The organism is Brevibacterium sediminis (assembly GCF_013623905.1).
Lineage (GTDB): Bacteria > Actinomycetota > Actinomycetes > Actinomycetales > Brevibacteriaceae > Brevibacterium > Brevibacterium sediminis.
Genome location: NZ_JABKDD010000006.1, coordinates 144548 through 164087, shown reverse-complemented (window position 1 = coordinate 164087; position 19540 = coordinate 144548). Strand labels below are relative to the sequence as shown.

Here is a 19540-nt window from a genome sequence, read left to right as displayed (position 1 = left end):
GAGCGGTGTCGTGTCGGGGCAGAGCCTGTCTCAGCTCACACCCAGCAATTGGGGAAACGACACCTGTTCGTGCGAAAATGACATGACGAACCTTTCTCACAAACAGGCATATGACGGAGGTGGCCGCCGGTGATAGTCATGACAGGGGCCTTCTTCGGGGCATCTGTCATCGCCTACCCTCTGGTTCGCCTGCTCGGTCGCAACGCCTTCTTCTTCCTCGCTCTCGTCCCCTTCGCGGGACTGCTGTGGAGCCTGTCGACGATCCCAGAGATCTTCGGCCCCGCCGCCCAACCGGTCGTGGAGAATCTCGACTGGCTGCCCGAGCTCGGTCTCGCCGGAATCTTCCGCCTCGACGTGCTCTCCTGGATCATGACGCTGCTGGTGACCGGGGTCGGAGCCCTCGTCTTCGTCTACTGTGCACGCTACTTCCCGCCCGACGAGCCGGGACTGGCCCGGTTCGCGGGAATCTTCATGGCCTTCGCCGGAATGATGTACGGGCTCGTCATCGCCGACGAACTGCTCATGCTCTACCTGTTCTGGGAAGGCACCACCGTCTTCTCCTACCTGCTCATCGGGCACAGCCAGTCCCGCCGCCGTTCCAGGCAGGCGGCACTGCAGGCCCTCATCGTCACCACCGCAGGCGGGCTGGCCATGCTCGTGGGCATGATCCTGCTCATCACCGCCACCGGCACCGGGCAGATCTCGACCCTGGTCGATCGAGCCCAGTCGGGCATGGACACCGGCGGAATCATCATCTCCGCCGTCATCCTCATCCTCGTCGGCGCGATCTCGAAGTCCGCGCTCATGCCGTTCCACTTCTGGCTGCCCGGCGCCATGGCCGCACCCACTCCGGTGAGCGCCTATCTGCACGCCGCGGCCATGGTCAAGGCGGGAATCTACCTCGTCCTGCGCCTGGCGCCGGGCTACAACAACATCCCCGGCTGGTCCGAGGTGCTGCTCACCCTGGGTCTGCTGACGATGTTCATCGGCGGTTGGCAGGCGCTGAAGCAGACCGACCTCAAACTTCTGCTGGCCTTCGGTACGGTCTCGCAGCTCGGATTCCTCACCACCATGGCCTCGTTCGGCACTCCGGACATCACGAAGGCGGCGTTGGGTCTGCTCATCGCCCACGCCCTTTTCAAGTCGTGTCTGTTCCTGTGCGTCGGAATCATCGACCACCGTGCCGGCACCCGTGACCTGACGAAGCTCTCCGGCGGCTGGAAGGCCTTCCCCGTTGTCGCCGTGTGCGCGACGATCGCTGCCGCCTCGATGGCCGGACTGCCCCCTCTGCTCGGCTTCGCGGCGAAGGAAGCCGCGTACTCGACCCTTCTGTCCTCGCCGGACAAGGCCTCGGTCATCGCCTTCATCGGCATTATGATCGGCTCGATTCTCACCGTCGCCTACTCGGCCCGTTTCGTCTGGGGCGCGTTCTCCTCGAAGCCGGGCGTCGACGACATCGCCCGCCGTGACGAGAAGCTCACCCTCGTCGTCTCCCCGCTCATCCTCACCGCCCTGACTCTGGCGCTCGGCCCGGGAGTCGGCCTGCTCGACGGCTACTTCTCCGCGTGGACCTCCGGGCTGCCGGCAGTGGCCGAAGGCGATGGGCACTACCACCTCGCGCTGTGGCACGGATTCGAACCGGCGCTCGCCTTCACCGCCGTCACCGTCGCCGCAGGCCTCGCTCTGTTCATCTACCGCCGTCCCTTCGCGAAGGTCCAGGCGACGCTGCCGTCGGGACTGGACTTCCATGAGCTCTACCGAATGCTCATCGGCTGGATGGAGGCCCTGGCGCTGTGGGTCACCGCCCGCACCCAGCGCGGTTCGCTGCCGTTCTACCAAGGCGTGGTCTACCTCGTCCTCGTCGCCGGACTGGGACTGGCGATCATCTCCAACGACACGTGGAACATCACGTTCCGGCTCTGGGACACCCCGCTGGACCTCATCGTCGCGGCCGTGCTCGTCATCGTCGCGATCGGTGCCACCCGAGCCAAGAAGCGGTTCACCGCCGTCGTCGTCACCGGCATCTCCGGCTACGCCATGGTCGCCTACTTCGCTTTCGTCGGCGCTCCCGACTTGGCCCTGACCCAGGTGCTCGTCGAGACCATCACGATCGTCGTGTTCGTCCTCGTCCTCCGCCGGCTGCCAGCGCGCATCGGCGAGTCGACCGGTCGACTCACCCCCGCCTGGCGGGCGATCATCGGCGGTGCCGTGGGCATCACCATGATGCTAGTGGTCCTCATCGCCTCCGGTGTGCGCATGGCCGATCCGATCTCCATCGACTTCGGTCAGCTCGCCTACGAGCTCGGTCACGGCAAGAACATCGTCAATGTCACCCTCGTCGATATCCGCGCGTGGGACACGATGGGCGAGATCTCGGTGCTCGTGGCCGCCGGAACCGGTATCGCAGGCCTCATCTTCGTCCGTGGTCGCGAAGGACACCTGCATCGGTTCGAACGAAAGAAAGACGGCACCGAGGCGGCCGGTCGCATCCGCTTCCAACCCGTGGCCGAGGACGTCGTCGACCTCCACCACGCCGGCCGCGTGGAAGGGCTGTCGCAGAAGCGTGCGTCCTGGCTCATCGCCGGACGGACCCTGGCTCCGCGCAATCGGTCGATCATCCTCGAGGTCACTGCCCGCCTGATCTTCCACGCCGTCATCGTCTTCTCCGTCTACCTGCTCTTCGCCGGCCACAACGATCCGGGCGGCGGATTCGCCGGCGGCCTCGTCGCCGGGCTCGCGCTCGTCGTGCGCTATCTTGCCGGAGGCAAGTACGAACTCGCCGAAGCGGCCCCCTTCACCCCCTCGGGAATGCTGGGCACCGGTCTGGTCACCGCGATCCTCACCGTCATCGGCGGGTGGATCTGGGGTGGGACGGTCTTCGAGTCCGTCTACATCGAGGGTGATCTGCCGGTGCTGGGCCACCTGTCCTTCGGTACGTCGACGTTCTTCGACATCGGCGTCTACCTCATCGTCGTCGGCCTCATGCTCGACATCCTCCGCTCGCTGGGAGCCGAGGTCGATCTGCACCAGGAGCGCGACGAGGCGATGCTGACCAACCGCATCCACGACAATGTGAACTTCTCCGAGGACATGGGCGCCACAGCCGAACACCGGGCCGTGTCCGAGATCATCGACCGCGTCAACGAACTCGACGTCGACAACGGTGCGGAAGGTGGCCGCCTATGAGCGTCCCCTTCACCATGGTCCTGGCCATGGGCGTCCTCTTCGCCGCCGGCATCTACCTCATGCTCGAACGCTCCCTGACCCGCGTTCTGCTCGGCTTCATCCTGCTCGGCAACGGAGCGAACCTGCTCATCATCCTCACCGCCGGCCGCGGTTCCCCACCCCTGACCGACGGAGAGAACCTGTCGACCGAAGGCATGTCCGATCCGCTGCCGCATGCCCTCGTCCTCACAGCCATCGTCATCACCTTCTCCGTGACGGCGTTCCTGCTGGCGATGATCTACCGCTCTTGGAGGCTCATGCGCGCCGATTCGCTGCAGGACGACGACACCGACCTCCAGGTGGCGATCACGAAGCTCATCGACTCCGAGGCGGAGGCGAGCACCGACTACGACGACACCGAGTTCGGTGACGAAGCGGAGTCCCCGATCACCGGTGCCATCGACCTCGACGACGACGGCACGCCCGCAGAGAGGGAGGACCTCGCCGACGACATCGAGGACGCGTCGACACCGGCCGAGGCCGATGCCATCGCCGAGGAGGCCGCGGACTCGCAGACGCAAGCGCACGGCGCCGAGGAGGCCGAGGTCACCGAAGAGGCCAAAGATGCGAAACAGCAGGGAGACGACGCATGATCGATCTTCTGCCCGTGCTCGTTCCCCTGCCGGTACTGCTGCCGCTCATCGGCGCCGGAATCGCGCTCATCCTGTCGAAGCACACGCGGGCGCAGAACATCGTGTCGATCGCGATCCTGGTCGCGGTCATGGTCATCGCCACGATGATCCTCTTCGGAGTCGATGCGCATGGGCCGCAGGTCGTGGCAATCGGCGGGTGGCAGCCTCCTGCGGGCATCGTGCTCGTCGCCGACCGGCTGTCAGCTCTCATGCTCATCGTGTCTGCACTGGTCACACTGTGCGTGCTCGTCTACGCCCTGAGTCAGGACGCCAACGACGATTCGAACGAGACTCCGATCTCGGTGTTCAACCCCAGTTATCTGGTGCTGTGCGCGGGCATTGCGAACTCGTTCCTCGCCGGGGACCTGTTCAATCTCTACGTCGGCTTCGAGATGTTCCTCGTCGCCTCCTATGTGCTGCTCACCCTCGGTGCCACGGCGGAGCGGATCCGGGCGGGAGTCACCTATGTGATCATCTCGCTTGTGTCCTCGGTGATCTTCCTCGCCGCCATCGGTGTCATCTACGCCGCGTGCGGCACAGTGAACATGGCGCAGCTGTCCGAGAGGATCTCGGACCTGCCGGCCGATGTGCAGATGATCCTCCACGTCCTCCTGCTGCTGGGCTTCGGCATCAAGGCCGCGATCTTCCCACTGTCCTTCTGGCTGCCCGACTCCTATCCGACGGCACCGGCCCCGGTGACAGCGGTCTTCGCAGGACTGCTGACGAAGGTCGGCATCTATGCGATCATCCGCACGGAGACCCTGCTGTTCGCCGAATCCTCCCTGCGGGTGCCGCTGCTCATCGCGGCCGGGCTGACGATGCTCGTGGGCATCTTCGGCGCCATCGCACAGTCGGAGATCAAGAGGATCGTGTCCTTCACCCTGGTCTCCCATATCGGCTATATGCTCTTCGGCGTGGCGCTGGGCACGAGTGTCGGCCTGTCTGCGGCGATCTACTACACGGTTCACCACATCATCGTCCAGACCGCGCTGTTCCTGGCCATCGGCCTCGTCGAAATGCGCGGCGGGTCCACCTCCACGAGGTCGCTCGGCGGTCTCATGGTGCTCTCGCCGGTGATCACGATCATCTTCTTCATCCCGGCTCTCAACCTCTCCGGCATTCCGCCGTTCTCCGGGTTCATCGGCAAGGTCGCACTCTTCCTCGCCGGCTTCGACGACCACGCGTGGCTGCCGACCGTCCTCATCGTCGCCGGCACCGTGACGAGTCTGCTCACTCTCTACGTCATCGGACGTACCTTCAACCTCGCATTCTGGCGTGATCCGGCCGATGCGGAGGAGCCGAACGAGGACCTCGTCGAGGAGTTCACGGAGCGGAAGAAGACGCTGCTGGCGGGGAAGAAGTGGAAATCTCAGATCGGCGTTCCCCCCGCCATGGTGGCGGCCACCTCGGTGGTGGTGATCGCCTCCATCGTTCTCACCGTCGCAGCCGAACCTCTGTGGGACATGTCGAACCGGGCGGCCGAGAACCTCTCGACGCCGATCGACTACGTCACGAACGTGCTCGGAGGTGATGAGTGATGAGCCCCGACCGAGACCAGGGACAGACCCGAGCTGACGGCCAGGACCGAGTCCGCGGCCGGGACCGGGCAGCGGCACAGGACCGGGCGATGGGTCAGGACCGGGTGCCGGCGAACCGGGCGCGGATGAGCCGGGGCCGCGGATTCATCCAGCAGCTCGTGTTGCTGGTCTCGCTGGTTCTGCTGTGGCTGATGCTGTGGGATTCGATCACTGTGGTCACCGTGGTCACCGGAATCGTGCTGGCCTTCGTCATCACGCGCGTCTTCTACCTCCCGCCCGTTGTGCTCTCCGGACGGTTCAACGTCTGGCATGCGTTGGTGTTCGGTCTGTGGTTCCTCTATTCGGTTCTCCACGCCTCCATCGAAGTCGCCTGGTATGCGTTCCGTCGCAAAGCGGTCGGCGCCGGGTCCGTCGTCGCCTGCGATCTGCGCACGAGCTCGGACCTCGTGCTCACCCTCATCGCCGATACCGCCAGCCTCATCCCCGGGTCGATCATCATCGACAGCGATCGCGCCATGGGCATGCTCTACCTGCACTTCCTCGACTGCGATTCCGAGGAGAAGGTGCGCAAGGCGAAAGCGCAGGTCTACTACATCGAAGAGCTGCTCATCCGCACTCTCGGTTCGCACCGTGATCTCGCCGCCCTGCGGACCAGACCGGATCCGCTGGCCGAAGCCGAAGGGGGCCGCTCATGAGTGAGATCGTCCTCCACTCCCTCGTCGTCGCCGGTTCGGTGCTGTTGGCCGCCTCGGTGGTCATTGCGCTCTTCCGGATCGTCCGCGGTCCGTCGATCCTCGACCGCATGATCGGCACCGACGTCGTGCTGGCGGCGATCATGTGCGGCCTCGGCGGGTATATGGCTCTGTCCGACCGGACGGATCTGCTGCCCGTGCTCATCGTGCTCGCGATGCTCGGCTTCGTCGGTTCGGTGAGCGTGTCGCGGTATGTATCGAAGTCCGATTCGATGACTCCCGGTGCCGAGGCGGGGGCCCTGTCCGAGTTCAGTGCCTCTGACTGGCACATGCCCCGTGATGCGGACGAGCAGGGCGCCGGGCCCGGATCGACCTCTGTGCCCCGGGCTCGACCCGGCGATGACGTCACCGAGGTCGCGGATCCCACCTACGACGCCCACGCCGACAGCGGCGGAGAGGGCGAGGGCACCGGACCCGACCCGGGACCCGATGACGCCGAGCACGTGTCGGATGGCGACGGGCAGGAGAGCAATCGTGGTTCTTGACATCATCTCGGCCGTGCTCATCTTCCTCGGCGCGGTCCTGTCCCTGGCCGCCGCGGTCGGTCTCGTCCGCTTCGGCGACCTTCTCTCGCGAATGCACGCGAGCGCGAAACCCCAGGTGCTGGGCCTGGTGCTCGTTGCCGTGGCGATCGCGATCCAGTTCCCGACTTGGGCGACGGTGACGACTCTGGCGATCATCATCTCCTTCCAGCTCGTGACGATTCCCGTCGCCACCCATATGGTCGGCCGCGCCGGCTATCGCACCAAGCACCTGCGTCGATCTATGCTGTACCGAGATGAACTCGCCGAGGCGGTCGACCGTGCCGAGGCCCGAGAGATCGCCTGGGAACGCCAGAGAGGAACCGGAACAGACCACCATGACGGCTGACAATCACACCGAGCCCCAACCACTCGTCTTAGTCGCCGATGATGAGCCCGACGTCCTCGGGGCGGTCGTACCGTTCCTCGAGCGCTCCGGTTTCCGGGTGCTTCCGGCCAGTGACGGACTGCTCGCTCTCGACGAGATCCATCGTCACAAACCCGATGTGTGCGTCCTCGATGTGCTCATGCCCGGAGCAGACGGCCGGCAGGTGCTGCGCCGCCTGCGCCAAGAGGAGAACTGGGTTCCGGTGCTGCTGCTGACCCAGGTCGGCGAGGGCGTCGAGCGGGCGATGGCGCTCGAAGAGGGCGCGGACGACTACCTCAACAAACCCTTCGATCCGCACGAGCTCGTCGCGCGCATCCGTGCCGTGCTGCGCAGGACCCGCAATGACGGTCCGCCCTTGGCCACGGCACCGGTGCTCGTGTCCAGCTTCGGCCTGCGCGTCGACCGTGTCGGACGCCGGGCGTGGTTGGGGCAGCGTGAACTCGTCATCACCCCGAAGGGCTTCACCCTGCTCGAGTACCTCATGGTGCACAAGGACGAGCTCATCGAACGCTCCCGCCTGCTCGAAGTGCTGTGGGGATTCGAAGAGGCCGTGGGCACCCGTGCCGTGGACTCCCGGGTCGCCGAGCTGCGTCGTGTGCTCGGCGAGGACGCCGCAGAACCGCGGTGGATCGCCACCGTGCAGGGGCGCGGCTATCGTTTCGTCGGTGAGGTCCGCGGCGAGGACGGACAGAGCCGTCTATGACGAACTTCCTTGTCTTCGAGATCCAGGTCTGGCTGTTCCTGCTGCTGCTCGTCATCGTGCTCGGCGGTCTCGCCGTCGGTGCCTGGTTCGGCTGGCGGTATCTGCAGAGGCGTGAGGCCGCGCTGCGGGAATCCATCGAGGCGGCCGCGGCCGAGGATTCGATGACGAAGCGCAATCGGATGCTCATCCGACTCGATCATGAGCTCAAGAATCCGCTGACGGCGCTGCGCACCTCGGCGGCGAGCATCCGGGAGGTCGTCCGCGACGGCGGCACGCTGAGCGAGGTTGAGCCGGCCGCCAAGCAGGTCGACGTGTCCTCGCGCCGGGTCGCCCGACTGCTGGCCGATCTGCGCAAGCTCGCCGACGTCGAGACCCGCATCATCGAATACGCCCGCGTCGATCTCGATGCGCTCATCCATCAGGCCGTCGAAGATGCATCGACGGCGCCGGGAGCCGAGGACCGGATGATCGTGGCGACTGTCGCCCGTGCTCCGTGGCGGCTGCCCGATGTCGCCGGTGAAGAGGATCTGCTGCTCACCGCGATCCTCAACCTGCTGGGCAATGCCCTCAAATACTCGTCGCAGGCCGAAGTCGTCGAGCTGCGTGCCAATGAGCAGATCATCGACGGGCACCGCTGGGTCGTCGTCGAGGTCGCGGATACGGGCAGCGGCATCCCGCTGGCCGAACAGGAGAACGTCTGGGACGAGCTCTCTCGCGGTTCACGTGTACGCGCGGTCGCCGGTTCGGGCATGGGACTCTCGCTCGTGCGCGCCATCGTCACTCGGCACGGCGGATCCGTGCAGCTCTTCAGCCAGGAGGGTGTGGGCACCTCGGTGCGTATGGTCCTCCCCGTCCTTGCCGATGCCGCGCCCGTGACCGTTCCGCAGATGTCGGATCATATGGATCGGGTCGCTGCCGGTTCGCATGCGGTGCAGCCGGTGCAGCAGGCGGATTCGCGGCAGGCGCCCGGATTCCTGCCTCCGCGTCAGCCCAATGAGGCCGAACTGCAGGGACGGATCCTCGGCACTCCGCGGCGGACGTCGAAGCGTCGTCTCGAGAGGGTCGACGGGAACCTGGTCAATCGTCGGACGGGCGAATCCGTCTCCGGTGGGTTCCCGCCGGATTCCGGTCAGCATTCGCAGTTCAAACCGCCGCGTCAGGCCTCGAACGCCGGCGGACAGAACCCGGGCTATGGGCAGCCGCCTGCCGGCAGCCAGCCGAACTCGGGTCCTCAGAGATCCGGCCCGCAACAGCCCGGACAGCCTTCGGTCGGAAGTCAGCCGCACTCGGGTCAGCAGAGCTTCGGGCAGCCACCTGTGGGCAGTCAGCCCAATTCCGGTCCGCAGAACTTCGGCCAGCCCTACGCGGGAAGTCAGCCCAATTCGGGACCCCAGAACTTCGGCCAGCAGCCCGTCGGCAGCCGGCCCGGTGCTCCGTACAACGGTCAGCCGCCTGCAGGCAGTCAGCCCGCCGGCGGCCCCCAGTCCACCGGACAACCACCTGTCGGAAGCCAGTCCGGATCAGGTCCGCAAATGCCTCAGCACGGGTACGGGCCGGCTCAGCCGAATCAGAACGGCCCGGAAGCGGGGTACCCAGACTGTCGCCGCCGAGGTGACCAGCAGTGACACCAGCGACACCAGTGACTGGGCGCAAGGCATCGGATACCTCATCCGTGGGGATCTTCGCAGCGAAGAGACCCGTTTTGGGGAGTCGTGCCGCGGGGAGTCCCGACGCGGGCAGACCCGCCTCGGCGCGACGAGCCGCGGCCGCCGGCACACTCGCACTGACCGTCCTCCTCAGCGGATGCTCGGTCCTCCAGATCCGCACGGAAGACAAGTCCGCAGGGCCGGTGCGGATCGGCGTGGAGGAGACCGCCGGTCCCGAGCCTACGGGCAAGCCCACCGAAGCCGGCATCCCCGAGGGGATGACGAAGACTTCAGTGACGTTCGGCAGCAGCTGCCCGGTCGAACTCACCTTCGCAATCGGTGATGACTGGAGAGACAGCACCGGGAGCACCGAGCAGTTCCATGTATTCAACCATGGCGAAGACACCACTCGCGGCGATACCATCCTCGTCAACTGCACTGACGAATACGGTGACAGTGCTCAGGAAGTCGTTGATCAGAAGAGGCGGTACAACTTCTCCGAACAGGACTCACAGGTGTTGGCCGAGCAGACAGGGTCTCTGGCCGCGGGCGAGTTCTGGAGCTATCAGGGTGAACTCGGTCCGACCGAGATCCTCGCTATCAACAACGAACCGACTTATGCCTTCGGGGTGCAGACGGGGTATAAGATCAACGGGCGCCTGGTGAATCTGTCCATCGAGATGCGCACACCGAAGACGAACACCGAAGTGGCGGAGGACTTCAAGAAGATGCTTCCGACGGTGACGATCGATGGTGAGAAAGTCCCGTCACCGAGCTTCCACTGACGACTTAGGAGGTTTCGAACGACGCGGCGGTCGGGCACTCGCGATGCGAAGGTCACGCGCCCGCGATCCCGGTCGTCAGCTTCGGCGATCACGCCCTGAGATCCGTCCGGCCGCCTCGGGGATCACGCCCTGAGGATCGGTCCGGCAGCCTCGGCGGATACGCCCTTGGGATCCGTTCAGCCGCCTCGGCGATCTGGGGTTTCTCTGGATTTCACCCCGGAATCTGCGCGGGGATCTAGGATGGGAAGATGACGACCCACGACGCAGTGACCCGACTCCTCGACGCCCGCCGCCTGCAAGGCCTCTTGACGAATCAGAGCGGCCGCGTCATCGCCCAGTACTCGTTTCTCAATTCCGAGGGGAATTCCTCCCTCAGCCACCTCGCCGATATCAGCGGGGAGACGCCCCGACGCATCACTCGCGGTGACCAGTCTGTGGGACCGGCCGCGCTGAGCGAGAACGGCACGATCGTCTTCGCCTCAAAACGCAAGGGCGAGGACGGCAAGGATGCCGAGTCTCCGAGCCTGTGGGCTCTGCCGGACAACGGTGAGGCTCGCAAGCTTGCCGATCATGAGGGCGGATTCTCCCGCATCGAGGTCAAGGGCGAGACCATCATCGTCGAGTTCCCCGTCCATACGTGGGCCGCCGACGAGAACGAGCATCAGGAATTCAGCTCCGAGCGCAGCGACGCGAAGGTCAGCGGAATCCTCCACACCGGTTTCCCCGTCCGTCGCTGGGATCATGATCTGGGGCCGGGACGGCAGACCCTGGCTGTGGCCACCCTCGACGAGGCGGCCGCCGACTTCCCCGAAGTCAGTGACGAGCTGAGTGCCCCGGCGGGCTTGGACTTCCGGTACCTGTCCCTGCCGTCTGGGCGACTTGTCGATTGGGCCGTCGACGATGGGGCGCGCTTCGCCCTCGTCCAGCTCGAGAAGCCGATCCCCGGACAGCTCGAGGCCAGTGAGATCTGGCGCGTGGACCTCGACGGGGAACCCGAACTGCATCGTCTGACGAAACCGGCTGCCGATCACAGCTTCGACATCGAGGCGATCAGCCCGGACGGGACGAAAGCACTGGTCACTCGCGTACAGAACTGGACTCCGCAGACCAATCTCGCGGCCGAACTCATGGTCCTCGATCTCGAGACCGCGGAACTGAATCCTGTGTGGCCGGATGGTGATTTCTGGTTCTCCCCGATCTGGGCAGACGATTCGACCATCGTGGCCACCGCGGATGATCACGGTCGCGGCAGCATCTTCATCGGTGACATCAATGATGCTCAGCCTCGGCGGCTCGTCGGGGGCGCCGATCAGAAGTATTCGTTCTCGGGGCTGGCCCTGCGCGAGGACACGGTCGTGGCGACCGCCCCGGCGATCGATGTCGCGCCGCTGCCGATCTCCGTCGACCTCCGCACCGGGGTCATCAGCGAGCTCGCGAACCCCGCGACGGTGCTCGACGAGGAAGGCACCCTCACCGAGGTCGAGGTTCGTGCCGAGGACGGCACGCCGATCCGTGCGTGGCTGGTGCTTCCGGAAGGGGAGGGGCCGCATCCGCTCGTCGTCTTCGCCCACGGCGGACCGTGGGGGTCGTGGAATGCGTGGACTTACCGGTGGAATCCGGGTCCCTTCGCGGCTGCCGGCTATGCGGTGCTGCTGCCGGACCCGGCGATCTCCACCGGCTACGGGCAGGCGATGATCGATCGCGGTCAGCAGCAGCTCGGCGGCACTCCTTTCACCGACATCATGGCGCTGACCGAGGCCGCAGGGGAGAGGGCGGACATCGATTTCGAACGTGTCGTCCTGGCCGGCGGGTCCTACGGCGGATACATGGCCAATTGGGTGGCCGGGCATACCGGCAGTGCGTTCAAGTGCATCGTCACCCACGCCTCTCTGTGGAACACCACGTCGATGGGGCGGACGACGGACAATTCGTCGTGGGATCAGGCGATGCGGGAACAGTCGACTCAGTATTCGCCGCACCTGTTCGCCGATGACATCGAGGTGCCGATGCTCGTCATCCATGGCGACAAGGACTACCGGGTACCGATCGGTCAGGGTCAGGAGCTGTGGCTGGATCTGCTCACTCGGGCGAAGACTCCCCTCGACGCCGATGGCGACACTCAGCATCGGTTCCTCTACTTCCCCGACGAGGGGCATTGGATCCTCGGCCGCGGGAACGCCGAGGTCTGGTACCGCACCGTGCTCGCGTTCCTCGATACGCATGTGCTCGGCATCGACGCGAACCGAGTTCGCACACTGGGGTGAGCCGGCAGTCGGTTCGTCGGTTTCCTGAGGTGGGCGCGGCAACCGGTTCGTCCGCGCCCCGCGCCGGGGCGGCAGCTCGCTCGTCCGCACTCCGCAGTGGGGAAATTCACCAACTGATTCCGTACCCTGAATGAGGCGTTCGCAGAGCGATGGAAGGACCCCGATGACACAGACCGAACAGATCCCCGCCGAGGCGGTCATCCACAATGCGTGCATCCTCGACGGCGATCGGGTGACGTTCACCGAGGGGACCGCGGACACGTGGATCGCGGTCGCCGAGGGAACGGTCACGGCACGGGGCCGCGGGGACGGCTGGAAGGACGGGGCCGCCTCGGCGAGAGGTGAGGTCATCGACGCCGCCGGCGGATACGTGGCTCCCGCGTTCGTCGATATCCACTGTCACGGTGCGGGCGGTGCGAGCGCCGAGGACAGGAGCGAGGGGATCGATGCGATCCTCGACGTGCATTGGGCCCACGGCACCGGCAGGCTCGCTCTGTCCTACGTCTCCGACACGATCGAGGGGCTGTGTGAGTCCTTGCGCGCGGGCGCCGGACTCGTCCGTGAGCGGGCCATGGTCATGGGCCTGCACGCCGAAGGCCCGTTCCTGTCCCCGGATTTCAAAGGTGCGCATGCGCCCGAAGTGCTCACATCGCCGACTCCGGAGGCGATCGAAGCAATCCTCGAGGCGGCCGATGGAACTCTGAGCCAGATCACCATCGCGCCCGAACTTCCCGGTGCTCTCGATGCGATCGGTCGGTTCTCTGCGGCAGGGGTGCGTGTGGCCGTCGGTCACACGGCTGCCGATTATGCGCTGGCCGTGCAGGCCTTCGAGGCGGGGGCGAGCATCCTCACCCACGCGTTCAATGCGATGCCCGGAATCCATCACCGTGCTCCGGGGCCGGTCCTCGCCGCGGCCGAGGCCGAGCATGTCACCGTCGAACTCATCAATGACGGCGTCCATGTCGTCGCCCCGGTCGCGCGTATGCTCCACGAACTCGTGCCCGGGCGCATCGCTCTCGTCACTGACGCCATGGCCGCGACCGGCCTGCACGATGGGAGCTATCACCTTGGTTCGCTCCCGGTCGAGGTCAAGGATTCGGTGGCTCGTCTGGTTACCGCGGATGGCACTCAGGGCGCCATCGCGGGGTCCACGTTGACGATGGACGAGGCTGTGAAGCGGGCCGTCGCCGAGGTGGGACTCAGCCCGTTCGACGCTGTGCAGTCCGCAGGATTCGTTCCATTGCGTGCGGTGGGCGGAGTGCCGGAGCCGGGTGATTCTCTGCAGGCGGCGGGCAGTGCCGCCGGTGCCGGAAGCCTGTTGGCTCCCGGAATGCCGGCTGACCTCCTGCTCCTCGATGAGGACATGAGCATCCGAGCCTCTTCATTGGGGGACTGAACCCGCATGAACCGGGCTGAATCGAGCCGAACCGAGTTGAACCGGACTGAACCGAGTTGAACACGGCTGAACTTGGAAAGTGGGCACAGCTGTCCCCTGAAAGTTGGGGCGGCTATTTGTCGAACAGGGAGTCGACGATGTCGTCCGCGATGAAGCGGGCGTGGAGGATCGGCTTACGAGCCGGGTCCTTTGCGGCGGGCGGAATGTAGGCGGGTCGCCCGTCGAAGAGCATCACCGTGTCCCAGGCGGTGCGGTCGAGCAGGTGGTGGTGATAGCTGCAGAGCAGCGCGAGATTGTTGATCTCCGTCTTTCCGCCGAGCGACCATGGAAACACATGGTTGGCATCGCACCAACCGGGAGGGGCGTCACAGCCGGGGAAGGTGCAACCTCGGTCACGGGCGGTGATCACTGCCAACTGTTTGCGATTGGCGAAGCGCTGTTCTGTGGCCACCTGCATCGTCTTGGCCCTGTCGCTCATGAGGTGGAAGAACAGCGAGCCGTTGAGGCCGTTTCTCATCAGTTCCTTGATGGGAATGGGATTGTCGGCGCCCGTGGTTCCGTGTCTTGTTCCTTTGGCCAGATCTTCGGCGGTGGCGTTGATGACGAGAGCATAAGGCGCTCCTGCAGCCGTCCGCTGCTTGTCGATCGTCGTGACGAGGCCGGCGAATCGTTCGTAGATCCATTCGCGCGCCGAGGGCTGTTCGGCGCTGACGTCGACGAATCCGCCGTCCTCACGAACGCCGACGCCGGGGACGGCAGCCGAATTTCCGCTCGTGCGAGCTGCGTTGAGATCGGGTTCCGGAACTCGCTTCGCGTCATATCGGTCACCGGAGAGCACCGCGTCGACGATCTCAAGCAGCTCTTTGTCTGGCAGCGGCGAGCTCGTCTCCTCAGAAGCAGCGGTTACGGTGGCGGGATTGCCCGCGGCCGCGATCCCGGAGGCGCCGGTCGCCGAGTCGGCACCGGTCTTGTCAGCACCGGCCTTGTCGGCTTCTCCCGCAGACTGGATTCGTGAGGTCAGCAGTCCGTTGAGAGTGCCGCCGGTGACGGGGTCGAGCAGTCCACGCAGCTCCCAGTCGCCGTTGGCCTTGGCGCGCATGGACATGTTGTACGCAGAGCGGTCGGCCGAGTCATTCGGCTCTGCGCCGTCCGGGTCGATATAGCCCATGAGCTTGCCGAAGATCTCGCGCAGGTCCTTGAGACGGACCTTGGGTGCGTTGTCGACCAAGCGCGTCTCGACGTCGGTACGGACCGTCTGACTGACCCACGTGGGCAGTTTGCGCATGCAGTCTTCGATGACAGACGCCTGGGCGGCGGAGATCGTGCCGGCATGGAGCGCATCTGCGACGACAGGGTAGAGAGGCGGCAGAGCCTGTCCGGCCATGTCGACGCGTCCGCCGAGGTTCTTGGCCATATCGGTGCGGCGATTCGCCTCCGCGCCGGTGAGGTTGAATCGGTTCTCGATGAGCGACTTCGTCGACTTGGCGCCGAAGTCGCTGGGTGTTCCGACACGTTCGCAGACGGAGAGCGCGAGCGTCGACAATGCATCGTTGATGCGTGTGATCGCCTCGACCCCATCGGCGAGCATGATGGCCTGATCCGGTCCCATGGGGCGATCGAACGAGCGCAGCTCATCTTTGAGGCTCATCAGCTGAGTGATCGAAGAGGTGACCTCGGGCGCAAAGCGGCTGAGATCTGCCCACTCCTCGTCGGCCAGCAGCGGGTGTCCGCTGGTCTGCGAGGAGTTGTCGGCGTTCCGATCGGAATGATCGGAGCTGCGTTCGGGAGTGAGGGTCATGGGGATGAATTCCGTTCACCAACATCGTTGTTGTTGGAATCCAGTGTACGCTCATAATGCGTGAAAAGCAATAGATGATCGAAAAAGTTTCGAACACAAATTCAGTGTTCGTCACAGTTCGAGGATGCTCACAAGATTGCTTGTGTGCATGCAGGTCAGGGGTGGTGTCGGCTGTGGCCGAGGTGAACCGGCTTCGAATGTGTCAGTCGGTCGTGGGACGATTGGAGTATGGATGCCCTGCTCCTCATTGACACCGACGACGCCAGCTACCCCAGCGATGACGCCATGGAGACCCTCGGCGATATCGTCACCCGTACCCGCGCTGTGGGCGGTGTGCTCATCTTCGCGTCGACGAAGGCCGACCTCGCTGACACTCCCGATGAGGAGCTGAGCATCTTCGTCCCCGATGAGGAGGATCTCGTGCTCCGATCCGAGAGTCCGGATGTGTTCGAGGGCGTCGACGATCTGGCCGCAGGTCTGCATGACCTCTCCGTCGACCGGATCATCATCGCCGGCGTGGACGCGTCCTCGGCGGGCACCCCCGGAGCCGTCTACGCCTCGGCGATGGCGGGGCTTGTGTGCAACTTCGACGTCGTCGTCCTTTCCGACTCCACCACTGACCCCGATGGCAACCTCGTCGCCTGGGGGGATGCTGCCGCTGATGCCGGTGCCATGGTCAAGAAGACCGCCGATACCTGGCTGCGGATGTAGGCTCAGTCGCCTTCCCGAAATTGTTCTACATTGAGTAGAATGTGGGAGCGAGCTGAGAGGAGGGCCCATGACCGGATGGACGAAATCCGTACGTGCGCTCTTCGCTGCCCTCTTCACGACTCTCCTCGCCCTGCTCATGCACCTCGGTGCCGGTGGCGGCGTCTCGATTCCGGGCACTGTGGTCGTCTTCGTTCTCGTCCTCTGGGCGGCGATGATCGTCGCCGGCAGGCGCCTGGGCTACCTGACTCTGGCGGGCCTGCTCGGCCTCGGACAGGTGCTCATGCACCTGACGATGAGCTGGTCTGCACACACCTTCGCTCATGCGGGGGCCCACGCGGGAACCGCTCAATCCGGAAGCGGGCAGGCCGGAGCTGCAGGTGCCGGATCCACTTCCGCCGAGGCGGTCCTCCACGCCCACGCCGGACACATCGTCCCAGCCTCCGGCTCCCTTGATCTCGGTCCTGCCGCAACCGCGCTCGGACATGCGAGCCACGGGGCAACCTCGGCGGGGATGATCATCGCCCACGTCGTCGCCGTCCTCGTCACCGCCGTGATCCTCAAACGCGGTGAGGACATCGTCCTCAGCATTCTGCAGCTGGCCCTGGGCCCGGTGATCGGCGCACTGCGAGCCCTCGCCGAGGCGGCCGGAGTCCTGGCCGACGAACCGTTCCGCAAGCTCTGCGCTTCGTTCCGGGTGCCGCAGCCGGTCACATCGGCGGTGGTCGGCCCGAACTACCGCCGCGGCCCGCCCGCGTTCGGCTGACATCCCAATCGGCGGTTGCACCGCCGACCCGCACCCGATTTCTCGGGTGACCATCCATCCTCGGGCGACCGCCTGGACAGCGGCGGGCCGCCCCTCGGTGACAGTCGAACACGTTCGCGCACACCGCTGCGCGCAGAGGACACGTGCCCCGCACCCTGGCCAGCACGTGCCCCGCGCACTTGCACTCGCACGAGCTGCGCGCAGGCAACCGTGACCTGCGCAAAGGCTCACGAAAGCACTGCCGGTCAGCCGCGTTCCCTGCACACAGGCATACGAACGCGATGCGGCTGAGTGCCCGCAGCTTCGGGCAGCAGAGACACTGCGACCGAAGATCCTTGTCGTCTGACGGTGGGGGACACGCGGGACTGCCTGTGCCAACAGGTGACCGCGGCGCGCGCCGACATGTGCTCGACAGCACCTGAATGACGAAAGTGCAGACATCATGCGAAAGAACATCACCCTGGCCCTTGCCCTGCCCATCGCCGTCGCCATCGGCCTGGCAGGCTGCGGCCAAGACGACAGCAAGGCCACCGGTTCGACACAGACCGACGGCGGCAGCTCCACCTCGGCGGAATCATCGGAAAGCGCGGTCGACGCCGAAGCGCTCAGCTTCGACGGCGCATGGGTCAAGGCCGCCGACGACGGAATGACCGCGGTCTTCGGGGAGCTGAAGAACAACACCGACGCCGACATCAACCTCGTCGAGGCGAAATACGCGGACGCGGAGATGGTCGAACTCCACGAAACCGTAGGCGACGGCTCGGGCGGAATGTCCATGCAGGAGAAGAAGGGCGGCTTCACCATCCCGGCCGGGGAGAGCCTCCGCTTCGAGCCCGGAGGCGATCACATCATGATCATGGGACTGAAGAAGGCGATCAAGCCGGGCGAGCAGATCAAGCTCGATCTCGTCACCGCCGATGACGAGACCGTCGAGGTCACGGCCGTGGCCAAGGAGTACTCCGGAGCCCAGGAAGACTACGCTCCCGGTGAGGCCGAAGGCTCCAGCGATGACCACGGCGACCATGGTAAGCACGGCGACGACGGCAAACACACCGGCGCCGACAGCGAAGAGCACGAGAACTCCGACCAGGGAGACCACGGTGACCACTGAGCCTGGTTGCACCGGCTTCAGCCGCCGAGGTCTCCTGACCTCGGCGGCCGCGGCCGGCGGCGCAGGTGTCGTCGGTGCCACGGCCGGGTTCGCACTCGGCCGCGGCGCCGGGTCTCCGGGCGGGAGCGGCGGCGACGGTGGGCCGCCTCGGCGAGATCTGGACGGGGCGAACGGGCCGCAGACCGAGCCGTTCTACGGCACTCATCAATCCGGGGTCGAGACCCCGCCGCAGGCCTTCGCGCACTTCATCGCGTTCACGCTGGGGCCCGGGATCAAGGCCGCCGAGGCGGTGCGCTGGCTGCGGCTGCTCACCGCGGATGCAGCCGCGCTGACGCAGGGGCAGGCCCCGTTGGCCGACTCCGAATCCGAGCTCGCCGTCGACCCTGCCCGACTGACGGTGACCTTCGGGTTCGGATCCGAGCTGGTGTCGCTGGCCGGAAAGGAGCACGTCCCGGATTGGCTGAAGCCCTTGGAGGCCTTCTCGATCGATCGCCTCGATCGGGACCGCTGCAAGGGCGACCTGCTCCTGCAGATCTGCGGCGACGACCCGCTGACCTTGGCACATGCCAGGCGCATGCTGTTCAAGGATTCGCGATCGTTCGCCGAGGTGGCCTGGCAGCGGGACGGATTCCGACGTGCCTACGGCAGCGCGGGGGAGGGGAAGACTCAGCGGAACCTCTTCGGTCAGCTCGACGGCACGGCGAATCCGGGACCCGGATCCGAGGACTTCGCGCGGATCATCTGGGGGCAGGCCACCGAGGCCGCGAACCCGGTGTTCTCCGCCCGCGGGGAGCCGCCGGCCGACCTCGGTGCGCATCTGCCGGTGTGGATGCGCGGGGGAACGACGCTGGTTCTGCGCGATATCGCGATGAACCTCGACACCTGGGATCAGGCCGACCGACCGGCACGGGAGTTCGCGGTCGGGCGGACCATGGGCACCGGGGCACCGCTGTCGGGTGAGGACGAGTTCGACGATCCGGACTTCACCGCTGTCGATCAGCGCGGACTGACGAAGATCTCGCAGGTCGCACATATCGCCCGGGCCCGCGACGGACTGGGTCCGGAGGTGCAGATCCACCGGCGCACGTTCAACTACGAGACCGGTGCGGGTGGGGATTCGGGGCTGCTGTTCGCGTCGTTCCAGGCCGATATCGAACGGCAGTTCCTGCCGATCCAGCGCCGCCTCGCCGAGGTGGACCTGCTCAACGAATGGACGACCCCAATCGGGTCGACCGTGTGGGCGATCCCGCCCGGAGCGACCGAGGACGGGTACGTCGGGCAGGAATTGTTCGACGGCTGAGAAAGCG

The 19540-nt window shown here is 65.7% G+C and carries 16 protein-coding genes; 15 read left to right on the top strand and 1 reads right to left on the bottom strand.

The window, feature by feature from the left end; all coding sequences use genetic code 11:
- Positions 1-138: 138 nt before the first annotated feature.
- The 11 genes from HK108_RS10835 (at position 139) to HK108_RS10785 (ending at position 13850) form a co-directional block, all read left to right on the top strand.
- Complete coding sequence (locus HK108_RS10835; protein ID WP_181271595.1) at positions 139-3186, top strand: Na+/H+ antiporter subunit A; 3048 nt, start codon at positions 139-141, stop codon at positions 3184-3186.
- On the top strand, positions 3183-3818 hold the full coding sequence (locus HK108_RS10830) for a Na(+)/H(+) antiporter subunit C (RefSeq protein ID WP_181271536.1): 636 nt from the start codon (positions 3183-3185) through the stop codon (positions 3816-3818). Before HK108_RS10835 ends, HK108_RS10830 begins: the two co-directional genes overlap by 4 nt.
- Entirely contained in the window at positions 3815-5395 is a 1581-nt protein-coding gene (locus HK108_RS10825; RefSeq protein ID WP_139468982.1) for a Na+/H+ antiporter subunit D, read from the top strand. Before HK108_RS10830 ends, HK108_RS10825 begins: the two co-directional genes overlap by 4 nt.
- The gene (locus HK108_RS10820; protein ID WP_229664079.1) at positions 5395-6090 is read left to right on the top strand and encodes a Na+/H+ antiporter subunit E; all 696 of its coding nucleotides are present in this window, start codon (positions 5395-5397) and stop codon (positions 6088-6090) included. The genes HK108_RS10825 and HK108_RS10820 overlap by 1 nt, the downstream gene beginning before the upstream one ends.
- On the top strand, positions 6087-6632 hold the full coding sequence (locus tag HK108_RS10815; protein ID WP_181271534.1) for an MrpF/PhaF family protein: 546 nt from the start codon (positions 6087-6089) through the stop codon (positions 6630-6632). Before HK108_RS10820 ends, HK108_RS10815 begins: the two co-directional genes overlap by 4 nt.
- The gene (mnhG, locus tag HK108_RS10810) at positions 6622-7017 is read left to right on the top strand and encodes a monovalent cation/H(+) antiporter subunit G (RefSeq protein WP_101546653.1); all 396 of its coding nucleotides are present in this window, start codon (positions 6622-6624) and stop codon (positions 7015-7017) included. Before HK108_RS10815 ends, mnhG begins: the two co-directional genes overlap by 11 nt.
- Positions 7007-7759 (top strand): response regulator transcription factor, encoded by a 753-nt coding sequence (locus HK108_RS10805; RefSeq protein WP_139468984.1) that lies wholly within the window; start codon positions 7007-7009, stop codon positions 7757-7759. The genes mnhG and HK108_RS10805 overlap by 11 nt, the downstream gene beginning before the upstream one ends.
- On the top strand, positions 7756-9384 hold the full coding sequence (locus HK108_RS10800; RefSeq protein ID WP_181271532.1) for a sensor histidine kinase: 1629 nt from the start codon (positions 7756-7758) through the stop codon (positions 9382-9384). Before HK108_RS10805 ends, HK108_RS10800 begins: the two co-directional genes overlap by 4 nt.
- Positions 9381-10190 carry a hypothetical protein gene (locus HK108_RS10795; RefSeq protein ID WP_229664078.1) on the top strand — a complete coding sequence of 270 codons (810 nt, stop codon included), beginning with the start codon at positions 9381-9383 and terminating at the stop codon, positions 10188-10190. The genes HK108_RS10800 and HK108_RS10795 overlap by 4 nt, the downstream gene beginning before the upstream one ends.
- Positions 10191-10438: 248 nt before the next feature.
- Positions 10439-12454 (top strand): S9 family peptidase, encoded by a 2016-nt coding sequence (locus tag HK108_RS10790; protein WP_181271531.1) that lies wholly within the window; start codon positions 10439-10441, stop codon positions 12452-12454.
- Between the two features lie 163 nt (positions 12455-12617).
- On the top strand, positions 12618-13850 hold the full coding sequence (locus HK108_RS10785) for an N-acetylglucosamine-6-phosphate deacetylase (protein ID WP_229664077.1): 1233 nt from the start codon (positions 12618-12620) through the stop codon (positions 13848-13850).
- Between the two features lie 112 nt (positions 13851-13962).
- Here the strand turns inward: HK108_RS10785 and HK108_RS10780 are convergent, their stop codons facing one another.
- Entirely contained in the window at positions 13963-15648 is a 1686-nt protein-coding gene (locus HK108_RS10780) for an HNH endonuclease signature motif containing protein (RefSeq protein WP_181271527.1), read from the bottom strand.
- A gap of 228 nt (positions 15649-15876) precedes the next feature.
- Here HK108_RS10780 and HK108_RS10775 point away from each other — a divergent pair, with 228 nt between their 5' ends.
- The 4 genes from HK108_RS10775 (at position 15877) to HK108_RS10760 (ending at position 19533) form a co-directional block, all read left to right on the top strand.
- Positions 15877-16359, top strand: coding sequence for a cysteine hydrolase family protein (locus tag HK108_RS10775; protein ID WP_181271525.1), 483 nt, complete (start codon positions 15877-15879; stop codon positions 16357-16359).
- A 67-nt stretch (positions 16360-16426) separates the two neighbouring features.
- Positions 16427-17122: a hypothetical protein gene (locus HK108_RS10770; protein ID WP_181271524.1), complete on the top strand. Its 696-nt coding sequence runs from the start codon at positions 16427-16429 to the stop codon at positions 17120-17122.
- Positions 17123-17564: 442 nt separating this feature from the next.
- Positions 17565-18233, top strand: coding sequence for a copper chaperone PCu(A)C (locus tag HK108_RS10765; RefSeq protein ID WP_181271523.1), 669 nt, complete (start codon positions 17565-17567; stop codon positions 18231-18233).
- A complete protein-coding gene (locus HK108_RS10760; protein WP_229664076.1) occupies positions 18223-19533 on the top strand; it encodes a Dyp-type peroxidase in 1311 nt (436 codons plus the stop codon). Before HK108_RS10765 ends, HK108_RS10760 begins: the two co-directional genes overlap by 11 nt.
- The last annotated feature ends 7 nt before the right edge of the window (positions 19534-19540 follow it).